11 protein-coding genes are annotated in these 13,666 nt (G+C 44.6%); 4 read left to right on the forward strand and 7 right to left on the reverse strand.

Annotated elements, in window-relative coordinates; all coding sequences use genetic code 11:
- Positions 1-182 precede the first annotated feature (182 nt).
- The 4 genes from iorA (at position 183) to G636_RS0105885 (ending at position 4,493) form a co-directional block, all read left to right on the forward strand.
- Entirely contained in the window at positions 183-1,928 is a 1,746-nt protein-coding gene (gene iorA / locus G636_RS0105870; protein ID WP_035778924.1) for an indolepyruvate ferredoxin oxidoreductase subunit alpha, read from the forward strand.
- 98 nt (positions 1,929-2,026) lie between these two features.
- The gene (locus G636_RS0105875) at positions 2,027-2,602 is read left to right on the forward strand and encodes an indolepyruvate oxidoreductase subunit beta (protein WP_026507282.1); all 576 of its coding nucleotides are present in this window, start codon (positions 2,027-2,029) and stop codon (positions 2,600-2,602) included.
- A gap of 54 nt (positions 2,603-2,656) precedes the next feature.
- Complete coding sequence (locus G636_RS0105880; RefSeq protein ID WP_026507283.1) at positions 2,657-3,958, forward strand: phenylacetate--CoA ligase family protein; 1,302 nt, start codon at positions 2,657-2,659, stop codon at positions 3,956-3,958.
- Positions 3,959-4,064: 106 nt separating this feature from the next.
- Complete coding sequence (locus G636_RS0105885; RefSeq protein WP_026507284.1) at positions 4,065-4,493, forward strand: ACT domain-containing protein; 429 nt, start codon at positions 4,065-4,067, stop codon at positions 4,491-4,493.
- A 302-nt stretch (positions 4,494-4,795) separates the two neighbouring features.
- On the opposite strand, the gene G636_RS0105890 is transcribed toward G636_RS0105885, so the two are convergent.
- The 7 genes from G636_RS0105890 to G636_RS0105920 form a co-directional block, all read right to left on the reverse strand.
- Entirely contained in the window at positions 4,796-5,710 is a 915-nt protein-coding gene (locus G636_RS0105890; RefSeq protein ID WP_196803044.1) for an alpha/beta hydrolase, read from the reverse strand.
- A gap of 11 nt (positions 5,711-5,721) precedes the next feature.
- Positions 5,722-7,209 carry an aminopeptidase gene (locus G636_RS0105895; RefSeq protein ID WP_026507286.1) on the reverse strand — a complete coding sequence of 496 codons (1,488 nt, stop codon included), beginning with the start codon at positions 7,207-7,209 and terminating at the stop codon, positions 5,722-5,724.
- A gap of 23 nt (positions 7,210-7,232) precedes the next feature.
- Positions 7,233-9,653 (reverse strand): phenylalanine--tRNA ligase subunit beta, encoded by a 2,421-nt coding sequence (gene pheT, locus G636_RS0105900; RefSeq protein WP_026507287.1) that lies wholly within the window; start codon positions 9,651-9,653, stop codon positions 7,233-7,235.
- 84 nt (positions 9,654-9,737) lie between these two features.
- Positions 9,738-10,787, reverse strand: coding sequence for a phenylalanine--tRNA ligase subunit alpha (gene pheS, locus G636_RS0105905; RefSeq protein WP_035778926.1), 1,050 nt, complete (start codon positions 10,785-10,787; stop codon positions 9,738-9,740).
- A gap of 372 nt (positions 10,788-11,159) precedes the next feature.
- Positions 11,160-11,453, reverse strand: coding sequence for a hypothetical protein (locus tag G636_RS0105910; protein ID WP_026507289.1), 294 nt, complete (start codon positions 11,451-11,453; stop codon positions 11,160-11,162).
- Between the two features lie 20 nt (positions 11,454-11,473).
- Positions 11,474-12,253 carry an HAD hydrolase family protein gene (locus tag G636_RS0105915; protein ID WP_035778937.1) on the reverse strand — a complete coding sequence of 260 codons (780 nt, stop codon included), beginning with the start codon at positions 12,251-12,253 and terminating at the stop codon, positions 11,474-11,476.
- Between the two features lie 171 nt (positions 12,254-12,424).
- Positions 12,425-13,585 carry a galactose ABC transporter substrate-binding protein gene (locus tag G636_RS0105920; protein WP_155832329.1) on the reverse strand — a complete coding sequence of 387 codons (1,161 nt, stop codon included), beginning with the start codon at positions 13,583-13,585 and terminating at the stop codon, positions 12,425-12,427.
- Between the last annotated feature and the right edge of the window lie 81 nt (positions 13,586-13,666).

Raw genomic sequence — 13,666 nt, forward strand, 5'->3', positions numbered from 1 at the left:
AGCGTCAAATATTATCAATAATATCCGTTATTCCTTTCACACTTTAACACTTTAATGATATAATGAAAAAAGTGTTTCAAGGCTGATTCCAGTTGATATAAGGACAATTTTTAGTTGTTTTCAAAGCTTTTCCCTTATATCCTCAGCCGGCAAGGAATATATATCAGGAGGAGATAGTAGCAATGAAAGAAATAATGTTAGGCAATAAAGCTCTGGCAAGAGGTCTGTACGAAGCCGGAGTATGTGTTGCAAGTTCTTACCCCGGCACTCCCAGTACAGAGACCACTGAGGAAGCTGCCAAGTATCCCGAGATCTATTGTGAATGGGCACCCAACGAAAAAGTAGCTCTGGAAACTGCTTTTGGTGCATCTCTTGCTGGCAAAAGAGCTTATTGTGCCATGAAGCACGTAGGACTCAACGTTGCTGCGGATCCCCTTTTTACAATTTCTTATACAGGAGTGGGTGCAGGTCTGGTGATCAATGTAGCTGACGATCCGGGTATGCACTCATCTCAGAACGAGCAGGATTCCCGTCATTATGCTATCGCTGCAAAGCTCCCTATGCTGGAGCCCTCAGACTCTTCTGAAGCACTTGCTTTTACCAAGAAGGCATATGAGATATCCGAAGAATACGATACTCCTGTTCTCTTAAAAATGTGCACCAGGGTGTCCCACTCTCAGAGCCTGGTAACACTCTCTGACAGAGTTGAAGTGCCTGTCAGGACCTATGAAAAGAACCCCTCAAAATATATCATGACTCCTGCCAATGCTATAAGACGTCATCCTCTTGTCGAAGAGCGTACAGCAAAGCTCACAGAGCTGGCAGAGACCACAGATCTCAATAAGGAAGAATATGCTGATTCTGATATGGGTATAATCACTGATTCCACATCCTATCAGTATGTTAAGGAAGTATACGGAGATAGCGTAAATATATTCAAGATCGGACTTATCAATCCTCTTCCTGTTAAGAGACTCAAAGATTTTGCTTCTAAGGTCACAAAGCTCTATGTAATTGAAGAGCTGGATCCCATTATTGAAAATCACTGCAAGGTCCTGGGCCTTGACGTAACAGGCAAGGAGCTCTTCCCCATGATCGGCGAGTTCTCCCAGAGCCTTATAGCATCAAAACTTGGACAGCCTGTAAAGGAGCACTGCTCAAAAATAGAGGACCTTCCTGTACGTCCCCCTGTTATGTGCGCAGGCTGCCCTCACAGAGGACTCTTCTATACTCTGTCAAAGAACAAGATCACTGTCCTGGGCGATATAGGCTGCTACACACTGGGCTCGGCAGCTCCTCTCTCAGCTGTTGATACCACAGAATGCATGGGGGCTTCCGTAAGCTCCATTCACGGCTTTAACAAGGCACTGGGACAGGATTCCGAAGGAAAGACTGTTGCCGTGATCGGTGATTCCACTTTTATGCATTCCGGTATGACAGGCCTTGCTAATATAGCCTACAACCAGACTAATTCCACAGTGATCATTCTGGACAACTCCATCACAGGTATGACAGGACATCAGCAGAATCCCACCACAGGTCTGAACCTTCGCGGCGAGCCTGCAGGCAAGATCAACCTGGAAGCCCTCTGCAAGGCTATGGGTATAGAAAGCGTACGCGTAGTAGATCCCTATGATCTTACAGAAACAGAGAACGCTATCAAAGAGGAACTGGCAAAGGCTCAGCCTTCCGTTATCATCAGCCGTCGTCCCTGCGCTCTCTTAAAGCAGGTCAAGCACAAGGCTCCTCTTAATGTTAATAAGGACAAGTGCAAGAGCTGCAAGTCCTGCATGAGGATAGGCTGCCCTGCCATTTCAATGAAGGATGGAAAGGCTAATATTGATACCACCCTCTGCGTAGGCTGTGGAGTCTGCAAACAGCTCTGCCATTTTGACGCACTCGAGAGCAACGACCTATCCCATTTATGACAAAAGACAATGCATAAGCAAAGTGTCTTTAGTAAATGAACTCTATAATAAACAGTGTATAAGCCTGGATCTGACAGGTCCCGGATGAAAGGATAATCATGAATACAGTTAATGTAATGATAGTAGGTGTAGGTGGTCAGGGCTCACTTCTTGCAAGTAAGCTTCTGGGCCATGTAATGATCAAAAAGGGCTACGATGTGAAGGTATCCGAAGTCCATGGTATGAGCCAGAGAGGCGGCAGCGTTGTAACCTATGTCAGATTTGGTGACAAGGTATACTCTCCCATCGTAGATAAGGGCGAAGCTGATTACATCATCTCTTTTGAACTACTGGAAGCTGCAAGATATATGGAGAATCTTAAGCCCGGCGGACAGGTGATAGTAAGCTCACAGCAGATCGATCCCATGCCTGTCATCACAGGTGCTGCAGAATATCCCGAAGGACTTCTTGACAAGATGACAGCTGCAGGTGCTAAGGTTGACGCCTTTAACGCTCTTGATCTTGCTGTAGAAGCAGGCAGTTCCAAGGCCGCCAATGTGGTACTCATGGGCCGTTTCTCCAACTATTTTACTTCCGTCAGCAAGGAAGAATGGCTGGAAGCCATTGAAGAATGTGTTCCTGCCAAATTCCTGGAGCTTAATAAAAAAGCCTTTGACCTGGGAAGAGGAAACTGATAATAAAGCTTATTAGAATAAAGCTGCGCTATGCTGCGCAGCGGGGAGAATCCAATGATCTGGAACGAGAGCAAAGAATGTATGTCCAGAGACCAGCTGGAAGAACTGCAATCCAAAAGACTGGTCAAAACCGTAAACAGGGTCTATCACAATGTAGAATACTATCGCAAAAAGATGCAGGAGCTGGGTCTAGAGCCCGGAGATATCAAGGATATCCATGACATTGAAAAGCTCCCCTTTACAACCTATGAAGACCTGAAGATCACATACCCTTTTGGTCTGTCTGCGGTACCCACATCTGAGCTTATCAGAGTACATGCATCCAGCGGCACCACTGGCAAGCCCAAGATCGGTGTCTATACCAGAAGAGATATAGAGATCTGGTCCGAGGCAGTAGCCAGATGTCTGGCTATGGCAGGCATCACAAGGGATGATATCATCCAGGTAGGCTACGGCTACGGCCTCTTTACCGGTGGACTTGGCGCCCACTACGGAGCAGAATACCTTGGAGCAATGGTCATACCTATGTCCACAGGCAATACCAAAAAGCTCATTGATATGATGATAGACTGCAAAGCTACTGCTATTGCCTGCACCCCTTCCTATCTCCTCCATGTAGCTGAGGATATAGAGAAATATGACGTACTGGACAAAATCCACCTAAGGACCGCTATATGCGGCGCTGAACCCTGGACCGATGAGATGAGGGATCAGATGGAAAAGAGGCTCAATATCAAAGCTTATGACATCTATGGCCTCACCGAGATATGCGGTCCCGGAGTAGCTTGCGACTGCGAATACCACAAGGGTCTTCACATTTGGGAAGACCACTTCTATCCCGAGATCATAAATCCCACCACTATGAAGCAGGAAGCTGAAGGTGTAACAGGCGAGATGGTCATCACCAACCTTACAAAAGAAGGCATGCCTCTTCTCAGATACAGAACAAGGGATCTTACATCTCTTCAGTATGGTAAATGTGAATGCGGCAGGACTATGGCCAGGATCCAGCGCTTCAAGGGAAGGACCGACGACATGCTCATCATCCGCGGTGTCAACGTCTTCCCTTCACAGGTAGAGGCGGCTCTCCTGACAATAGACGGCACCACACCTCACTACATGCTGGTTGTAGACCGCGTAGACAACAAGGATACTCTTGAAGTACAGGTTGAAGTAGCAGAGAAAGTCTTCACCGACGAAGTGTCAGGTCTTGAGAAACTCTCTGAAGAGATCCACCAGAAGCTAAAGGGTGCTATAGGCCTCAATGCCAAGGTCAGACTGGTAGAGCCCAACGGTCTCGAGCACTTCGATGGCAAGAGTAAGCACGTAATAGATAAGCGTAAGCTCTATGAATAATCGTATATTTACACGAAATACGCGGTAAATGCGTGTTTCAGAAATATCATCTATGAATATAAATAATAGCTAGATTCATTGCCGGATATGGCAGAAAGGATGAAATATGTTTGTAGAGCAGCTCTCTGTATTTCTTGAAAACAAAGCAGGCCGCCTGGATGAGGTATTATCCGTTATCAGCAACAGCGGGATCAATATAGTATCCATATCCCTTGCTGATACAGCAGACTTTGGTGTACTGCGCATGCTCTGTTCAGATCCCTTCAAGGCTCATGCCCTCCTGAAGGATACCGGCATCACTTCCAAGGTAAACGAGGTGATAGTAGTCTCTATCCCTCAGGCTGTAGGATCACTTAAGGCTGTAGTCAAAAGGCTCAATGAAGAAGGTCTCAATATCCAGTATGTATACGGCCTCTCTCTCAATGATGATGGAGCATCCATAGCACTTAAGACAGATGATCTTCAAAAGACCATCGAGATCCTCCAAAATGAAAATGTCCGTCTCTACAACCAGGAAGAGATCAGCAAGCTGTAAAATTTTCTCAGAATATTATAGAGAAATATAAGCAGCAAATAAAAACAGCATTAACAACTACTGCCCTCTGATAGTCAGCCTGGAAGCAACTATCGGAGGGCAATATACATTAAGACCGTTTTTTATCTAATATATTTCTAATAGTTTTGTTAAACTCGCAAACGCTTCGCTTTTTGCTCGTTATAAAATCACTGCTGACGCAGTTCTACGGGTACGGGGCTTATAACCCCGCACCCGTAATCAAGATATTCCCACCACCTAAAGGTGGTGGGTTATCTTGATTATTTTATATATTAGTTTTTCTATTTCTTTTGTTTTCTCTGATCTATAGAAGCTATAAATTCGAAGGTCTCTTTCATAGTCTCAATAGATTCAGGCAGAGTATGGAATATGGGATATGCGTGAATCAGATCATGTCCCACATGAAGCTTGGAGTATACATGAGCTTCCTGTAATCTGTCATATAATATCACAGAGTCATCATAGAGCGCCTCACTATCAGACACAGCGATGAAAATAGGCGGAAAGCCTGTAAAATCTGCAGCATATGGAGATGCATACCTGCTCTTACTCTCTTCTATGCCTCTTAAGCCCTCACCGTACAACTCAGGAATATCATCATCCCTTGATACCGCATCACCCAGCATATAATCTGTAGCAATATTATCAAAATGGGATCTGAAATGACCTCCATGATTGATGCTGCAGGAATATACCACACCAGCCTTGGGAATAGGCATATTATTATCCAGAAGATATAGGATAGTGGCTACTACAAGGCTGCCTCCGGCGCTTTCACCCATGAGAACCAGGTCAGCAGGGTCATAACCCATGGATAATATCTCCTTATATATACCCACGCAGTCTTCAAGCTGGGCAGGCCATTTATTCTCAGGTGCCAGTCTGTAATTCACAGAGATCACATTTGATCCGTACTCTTTGGCTATCTCAAAGGTGATCTCTCTTCTTTCCCTGGCATCACCTGTCTTAAAGCCGCCTCCATGGATATAGATCACAAGAGGACCATTATTCCCCGGCTTTTCTATAAGCTCAGCATAGCAGCCGTTTAATTCCAGTTCCTTTAGAGTCATACCTTCAGGAAGCTCTCTTTTAGCCCTCTTTCTGCCTTCTTCCCTCTCCTGCTCGTAGCCCTTGCCTTCTTCTTTTAGTGCATTTTTAAATAATTCATTTATAAATTCAGCTTCTTTACTGGGCATGGCATTCTCCATTAGAAATCCATCTTCTCAAGGAAGGCTATATATCCGCGAAGAGCTTCATAGATATCTGCCTTGTCAGTTGCTTCCCACGGCGCATGCATATTCAGGACAGCAACACCGGAATCCACAACATTCATACCATAGAGAGCCAGGATATAAGCGATAGTACCGCCTCCGCCTACATCTACCTTGCCCAGCTCTGCTGTCTGGAAGTTAACACCTGCATCATCGCATACCTTGCGGATAGCAGCCAGATATTCGGCATTGCTATCATTAGAGCCCGACTTCCCGCGGCTTCCCGTAAACTTATTAAATACTATTCCGCCACCAAGGAATGCAGCATTCTTGTCTTCAAAGGCTGATGCATACGTAGGATCAAATGCAGCACTTACATCGGATGAGAGCATGCAGGAATTGGCAAGACAACGTCTCAGAGCCAGTTCACTGTAATCTCCGCAGAGATTCATGACTTCTGCAACTGCATTTTCAAAGAAGTGGGACTGCATGCCTGTAGCACCTACAGAGCCAATCTCTTCCTTATCCACCAGGATACATACTCCGGTTCTCTTCAGATCGCCTGCCTCAAGAATAGCGCGCATTGAAGGATAAGCACATACCCTGTCATCCTGGCCATATCCCAGGATCATAGACCTGTCAAAGCCCGCATCCCTGGCCTTACCGGCGGGTACTACTTCCAGCTCAGCTGAGAGGAAGTCATCTTCTTCTATTCCGTAATTATCCTTAAGGATAGCCAGAACGCCCTTCTTTACAGCATTTGACAGCTTTGACTTCTCCTTATCCTCTTGTTTCTGGGCAGATACGGCATACTGCTGGCCCATAGTAAGAGTCTTGTCAATCTTCTCAGCCTTATCCTTTTCCTTGTTGTCAATGACAAGAGGCTTGTGACCGATGATCAGATCAAGAGCCTCACCCTCAATAGCCTTGGCAAGAGTCTTGCTCATCTGCTCCTGGGAGAGATGGATCAGAAGATCAGAAATAAAGAATACCGGATCATCCTCATCTTCACCTACATTTAACTGGCAGATAGTGCCATCCTTCCTCACTACAACACCGTGCAGAGCAAGAGGTGTAGCCACGTAATGGTATTTCTTGATACCTCCGTAGTAGTGAGTATCCAGGAAAGCCAGTCCGCCCTTCTCATAGAGAGGATTCTGCTTAACGTCCAACCTGGGCGAGTCAATATGAGCGCCAAGGATATTCATGCCCTTTTCCATGGGCTCTGAACCGATCTTAAAGATGACAATAGACTTGTTCATCCATACGCTGTAGACCTTGTCACCCTTCTTCAGCTTCTTCCTGCCGCCGATAAGTGTAGACAGCTCTTTATAGCCTGCCGCCTCGATCTCATTAACAATGGTATCAATAGCTTCGCGCTCTGTCTTGGCATTATCCAGGAAGTTCTTATAATCCTCTGCAAAATCAAAGGCTTTTTTGGCCATATCATGATCATAGATGGCCCATGTATTTTTTCTTAACATTGTTTTATTCTCCTTAGTGAGATTCAACTTCTGAGCTCAATTCCCATTGTAAACTGCAGCTTTCTGAGCATTTTATCAACGTAGCCGCTGATAATCTCATCTGTAAGCTCTTCATCTCTGGGTGTGAAGGTAATAGTAAAAGCCATACTCTTCTTGGTGGGAGGAATAGGAAGTCCCTCATATACGTCGAAGAGCTTAACATCTGTAACAAATTTGCAGGATGAGTAGATAGCATCCTCAACTTCACCGCAAGTAGTAGTCTTATCCATGATGAGAGCCAGGTCACGCTTTTGTTTATCAAACTTGGAAAGAGCTGTAAAAGCAGGTACATTCTCATAATACTTTGAAAGAGCGTCCAAATCAATCTCTGCCAGATAAGCAGGAACTCTCATATCCTCGCTATCCTGGATCTCATATGTGAGCTGTCCCAGATAGCCTACTTCCACACCATCACAGATGATCCTGGCAGTTCTGTAAGGGTGAAGGAAAGGCTTATCAGCCGCCTCATATTTAAAACTAATATGTAGCGTATCAGCAACATTGTCGCACAGGCCCTTAAGTGTATAGAAATCCTCATCCTGACCGAATATACCTATACACAGAGTAACCTTCTCTTCAGGATAATCGTTAAGGGGAAGACTCTTAGGGAAGAATCTGTTACCAACTTCAAACAGTCTGCCTTCTAAGCTGCCCTTTTTCTGATTCCTGGAGATAGCATGGATCATCTGAGCTGCCAAAGTAGTTCTCATAACTGACAGGTCTTCATTGATAGGATTCAGTATCTTTACAAGTTCTCTTTCCTTAGCATCTGCCTCATAACCCAGAAGATCCAGATCTGAAGGCGAGAAGAATGAATAATGCATGCACTCATTAGCACCCTGTGCACACAGAGCACGTTTGATCCTCAGTTCAGCTTTTTGCTTGCTGTTCCTGCCTCCCATGGTAACAGCTGCGCCTTCCAGGAAGGTACCGTGTACGTGATCGTATCCATACATACGGATCAGTTCCTCTGCTATATCAGGATAATCCTCCATATCCTCTCTGTATGCAGGGATCTTAATAGTCATCTCATCACCGTTAATTACAGGCTCAAAATTAAGATTAGTCAGTATCCTTTCGATATCTTCATCAGGAACAGTGATACCCAGCACTCCGTTCACCTTAGAGATAGAAGCTTTCATTTCCCTCTTCTCAAGGCTGTTGCCTGTATTAACATCTACATGAGTAGCGGATATCTTACCGCAGCCCAGCTCTTCTACCAGGTGTAGAGCTCTCTTCATAGCCATAACAGTGGTATATTCATATACCCCCTTGGAGAACGCAGCACTTGAATCAGATGACTGTCCAAGAGCACGGGATGACTTACGGATATTGTCACGGGCAAACTTAGCACACTCAAATGTAACAGCTGTTGTTGTATCTCTGATCTCTGAATTGAGACCTCCCATAATTCCGGCAAGAGCTACAGGCTTAACACCATCGCAGATAACGAGGTTGTCATTTGTAAGAGTGAACTCTTTTTCATCAAGAGTAACGATCTTCTCACCATCATTTGCTCTGCGAACTACGATCTGATTACCTTCCAGGAAGCCGCCGTCAAAGGCATGCATAGGCTGACCAAACTCTCTCATGACATAATTGGTGATATCAACCATGTTGGAAATAGAGTTATTGCCTACCAGAGCCAGTCTTCTCTTCATCCAGCGTGGGCTTTCGCCTATCTTAACATCATGCACATAATGTGCTATATATCTGGGGCAAAGGTCCGGAGCATCAACAGTTACGCTAAATCCCTCATTAACTGTATCATCCTCAGTAAAAGAAAGGTCAGGCTCCTTAAGAGGCTTTTCAAGAACCGCGGCTACTTCTCTTGCCAGGCCGAATATACTCTGACAATCAGGCCTGTTAGCTGTTATGGAAACATCAAAGATCCAGTCGTCAAGCCCCAGAATAGGCTTAACATCAGCGCCAACCTCTGTATCATCAGGGAAAACAAGGAGTCCGTTATATCCTGCACCCTCATACATATCCTCTGTAACACCCAGCTCTACACCGGAGCAAAGCATGCCTTCAGAATCATATCCGCGAAGCTTGCCCTTCTTAATAGTCGCAACACCTACTACAGTCACGTGATCCTTGGCAGTCTCTATAACTGTTGCGCCGTTAAGAGCCAGAGGATACTTGCCACCGGCTTTAACATTGTCTGCACCGCAGCATACCTGAAATGTGCCGTGGCTTCCGGCATTAACTCTGCACACATGAAGGTGTGTATCCGGAATAGGCTCGCAGCTTTCTACCTGTCCTACTACAACTTTTGAAATATCCTTGCCCACTTCCCAGCTTTCTTCTACTTCAAAGCCGCAGGAAAAGAGTTTTTTTTCAAGTTCTTTTGGTTCAATATCTATATCTACATAATCTTTAAGCCAACTCAAAGGTACTAACATTTTGATTCCTCCTGGTATCTGGTCCTTATTGTATGTATTCTAAAAGTAATTTTTCAGAAATTCGCACATTAGTCTATAATGGTATCATTCGTAGTGATTGATCTGATCAAGAACCTCAAGATCTGATTCAAAGAGAAGCTTGATATTGTTGATACCGTACTTGAGCATCGTGATACGTTCGATACCAATACCAAATGCAAAACCGCTGTACTCATTAGAATCAATTCCGCAGTTCTCAAGTACCTTTTTATTAACTACGCCGCCGCCCAGGACTTCGATCCAGCCTGTGCCTTTGCAAAGGCTGCATCCTTTGCCTCCGCATTCAAAGCAGCTGCAGTCAACTTCAACAGAAGGCTCTGTGAAAGGGAAATAAGAAGGACGAAGCCTTGTCTTGGTACCCTCTCCATATATCTTCTGTACGAAGAGATCCAGAGCTCCCTTCAGATCGCAAAGGTTGATATTTTTATCAACTACAAGACCTTCCATCTGAGAGAACATAGGTGAATGAGTAGCATCATCATCAGAACGGAATACCTTACCGGGTGAAAGGATCTTGATCGGAGGCTTCTGATTCTCCATTACATGAATCTGACCTGCTGAAGTCTGTGTGCGAAGAAGGTATTCAGGACTCAGATAAAAAGTATCCTGCATATCTCTTGCAGGGTGATCGGCAGGTGTATTAAGTGCTGTAAAGTTGTAATAATCGTTCTCTACCTCAGAACCTTCAAAGATCTCAAATCCCATTCCTGCGAAAATATCGATAAGAGTTTCTCTCATCTGTGTTACAGGGTGAAGGTTACCGGGCTTTCTAATCTTGGCAGGCATAGTAACATCGATTTTCTCGCTCTCATACCTTAATCTGGCTTCCTGCTCTTTCATCTTCTTATCAATACTGTCAAAACAGTCCAGTGCCCATGCTTTAAGATCATTTACCGCCTTGCCATACTCGGCTTTGGACTCCTTGGGAACATTTTTCATTTCCTTCATAAGTGCATTTATCTTGCCGGCCTTGGGATCCATAAAGCTCTTCCTGGTTTCATATACCTGCTTAGAACTGTCAAGGCTTTCGATTTTCTCTTTGATCTCTGCTCTTATAGCTTCAATCTTCTTTGTTAATGCAGCATTCTCCAACATCTTTTACCTCCATTTGATAGAATAAAAAAATCCCATGTAAATGAATAAATCATTTACATGGGACGAATCATCTCGTAATCCGCGGTACCACCCGTGTTCCGGAATAAACCGGCACTTGAAACGTGTAACGAACGTCTACGTATCAGGCTACTGAATTTTCACCCGATCTGCTCCGGCGAGAAAGTTCCGATAAGTTGTCTCAAAAGGGCTTTCAGCCGATGACCCTTCTCTCTAAATAAGATACAAAACCTATCATCTCGGCACCAAGGCCACGCCATCACTGCATTTAACAATCATTCTAACTATTTGGGTCTTATCTGTCAATACCTTAATAATGTGAGAATGATCAGGCCGGGCTTATAAAGTAACTATTCATATCTCCGCAGTCAGATTCTGATCAGCACCATGGTGTATCTCGCCCTTTCGGCATCTGAATACAATACCGCCCTTTAGATAGAATACCTGAGCCTTATTCATAGCCCCTGCTATCTGAGCCACCAGCTTCTCATACTGGGTCTCAGTCATGGGAGCCACATAGTCATGATGAGAATGCTCTGTAGATATCACAGCAGTCTTGTACCTGTTGTCATAGCGGATCCCCTGAAACTGGCAGATCTCAGTGATAGTCTTCTCTGTGTTATCCTGACATGTCATGCAGATAAACATAATAAACCTCCACGCTGTATTTATATCAGACCGTAATGCATAAGTGCCTTTTCCACGCCGTCCTTATCCAAGTCATCAGTCACATACTCGGCAACAGCCTTGAGCTTGTCATCACCGTTACCCATCACTATACCGTGACGGACATAATCTATCATATCCATATCGTTTATGCTGTCTCCTATAGCATAAACGTCATCTATATCTACGCCCTCCAGCTCCATGAGCTTCTCAATTCCTTTGGACTTGCCGGAGCCCTTAAGTACTATTTCGGTCACTCTCATGTCATAGATTATAAAATCGAAGTCAAAAAGCTTATTTCTCACAAGGTCCAGGTCTGTGGAAGGATAGATATCCGCACTGAACTTGTTGACCCTGCATCCATTTGTAAGCTCATCAAGTGGTCTTGCCAGATCTCCCAGCCTCTTTTGCAACCTCTCTACAAAAGGGTCAAAGGGGAAATCTTCGGGGTTCATATAGTGATACTCAGGGCCTTCATAGATAACAGGCATATGATTCTCAAAGAGGACCTTGCGGCTCCTTGCTATCTGCTCATCAGTAAGGAGTCTCTCATAGAGGATCTGTCCGTCTCTTTCTATGTGACAGCCGCAGGCCGCTATGATGCCGTCAAATCCTATATCCCACAGCTTTTTGCTAAAGGTATTGGACCTTGACCTTCCTGTATTGATATAGGCAGCATGACCATTTTCACGGAGCTTTCTGATAGCCCTCACTGTAGATTCAGGGATATTCTCGTAGGAATCCCAAAGTGTATGATCAATATCAAAAAAGACGTATTTCATATAGCCCTTTCCCAAGTAATCAATCAACTATATTTTTATCCGATCAGTATAATAATAACACATATTCATCTGTAGTTCAGAGGAATACTGCGCCATTATGCGCAGGGATCACCATATAAACCGCCTTGAAAAATATTAAATTTTATAAGTTTCCTAATAGCGTTATCGGTTTTAATAGCTATCTACATTATATGGTGACACCTTGCTGTAAGGGAGCCTTATATAGTGCCCGTCTGTAAAATCAAAGTTCTCGATGCTCTCATTTCTTGCAAGAGCACAGCTAAGATCGTACATAGCCCTGGCCTGACCTTCCTTGTCATTGTATACAGTCCCCTTCATATAGCCCTTTCTCACAGCTTCCAGGCCCTCTGTAGTCCCATCTATCCCGTATATAGCAGGAAGGACTGCTTCCTCCCCGTATACATCCAGATAAGCATCTATAGCCCCCAGGGCCATGTCATCATTATTAGCCAGGATCATCTCTATATTCAGGCCCTGGTCTATAAACTGGGCCACCTTGGTCTGAGCCTGACTCCTGGACCAGTTGGCTATGGCATAGCCTACCCTGTCCAGCTTGATCCCACGTCCCTGTATGGTATCCACGCTGTATTCACTTCTCACAGACGCATCCTGATGCCCTGCTTCGCCCTCCAGAAGAACATATGACACTATCCCGTCATCATTTTTATCTATGCCGGTCCTCTCCCTGGCAATATCCTCTGCAGCCACTTCGCCTTCCATTATGCCGGACTGTCTGGCATCAGCCCCCACATAGTATATCCTGTCCCATCTCTCCATATCCTCAGGTACCAACTCTCTGTTAAAGAAGATCACAGGCACACCTGCCTCCTTGGCCATATCTATGATCTTGGCCGGCTCTGTCCTGTCCACCAGATTGATGCAGATGACATCACAGCCATCATCTATCATCTCTCTTGCCTGGTCATTTTGGGTATTCTGGCTCTGAGCCGCATTATAAGTAACCACTGCCACATTATCCCCTGCAAAAGAGTTAAAAGAATCCATATACTGATTGATGAAGGTATCCCTGGAATCATATATAGATACGCCTATCCTGATAGTAGACTTTCCTGTTGAATATGAAGGCTTGCAGGAATAGAGATTAATAGTCAGAAATATGATCATGAAGGCGATAAGGGTATAGAAAACTTTTCTAAGGATCTTCTTTCCACTTCCAAACGACTGATCATAGGATACATCTTCATCACCGTCTATCAGAGCCATTCCGTATTTTTGACAAATTTCATCTTCATCAGCTGCTATATTCCCGGGATAATCCCCCTTAGTCTTTTCATAATAATCCTTTGACATGATTCCCCCTGTAATAAGTTATATGTTATTAGACGTACCTTCAGAAACACGCATTTACTGCGTGTTTCGTGAGAACATGTT

The organism is Butyrivibrio sp. MC2013 (genome assembly GCF_000424585.1).
Taxonomy (GTDB): domain Bacteria; phylum Bacillota; class Clostridia; order Lachnospirales; family Lachnospiraceae; genus Butyrivibrio.

Bases quoted from the DNA above. Each gene is read 5' to 3' on its own strand.
- iorA (WP_035778924.1), top strand. From the start codon at position 183: ATGAAAGAAATAATGTTAGGCAATAAAGCTCTGGCAAGAGGTCTGTAC.
- G636_RS0105875 (WP_026507282.1), top strand. From the start codon at position 2,027: ATGAATACAGTTAATGTAATGATAGTAGGTGTAGGTGGTCAGGGCTCA.
- G636_RS0105880 (WP_026507283.1), top strand. From the start codon at position 2,657: ATGATCTGGAACGAGAGCAAAGAATGTATGTCCAGAGACCAGCTGGAA.
- G636_RS0105885 (WP_026507284.1), top strand. From the start codon at position 4,065: ATGTTTGTAGAGCAGCTCTCTGTATTTCTTGAAAACAAAGCAGGCCGC.
- G636_RS0105890 (WP_196803044.1), bottom strand. From the start codon at position 5,710: ATGCCCAGTAAAGAAGCTGAATTTATAAATGAATTATTTAAAAATGCA.
- G636_RS0105895 (WP_026507286.1), bottom strand. From the start codon at position 7,209: ATGTTAAGAAAAAATACATGGGCCATCTATGATCATGATATGGCCAAA.
- pheT (WP_026507287.1), bottom strand. From the start codon at position 9,653: ATGTTAGTACCTTTGAGTTGGCTTAAAGATTATGTAGATATAGATATT.
- pheS (WP_035778926.1), bottom strand. From the start codon at position 10,787: ATGTTGGAGAATGCTGCATTAACAAAGAAGATTGAAGCTATAAGAGCA.
- G636_RS0105910 (WP_026507289.1), bottom strand. From the start codon at position 11,453: ATGTTTATCTGCATGACATGTCAGGATAACACAGAGAAGACTATCACT.
- G636_RS0105915 (WP_035778937.1), bottom strand. From the start codon at position 12,253: ATGAAATACGTCTTTTTTGATATTGATCATACACTTTGGGATTCCTAC.
- G636_RS0105920 (WP_155832329.1), bottom strand. From the start codon at position 13,585: ATGTCAAAGGATTATTATGAAAAGACTAAGGGGGATTATCCCGGGAAT.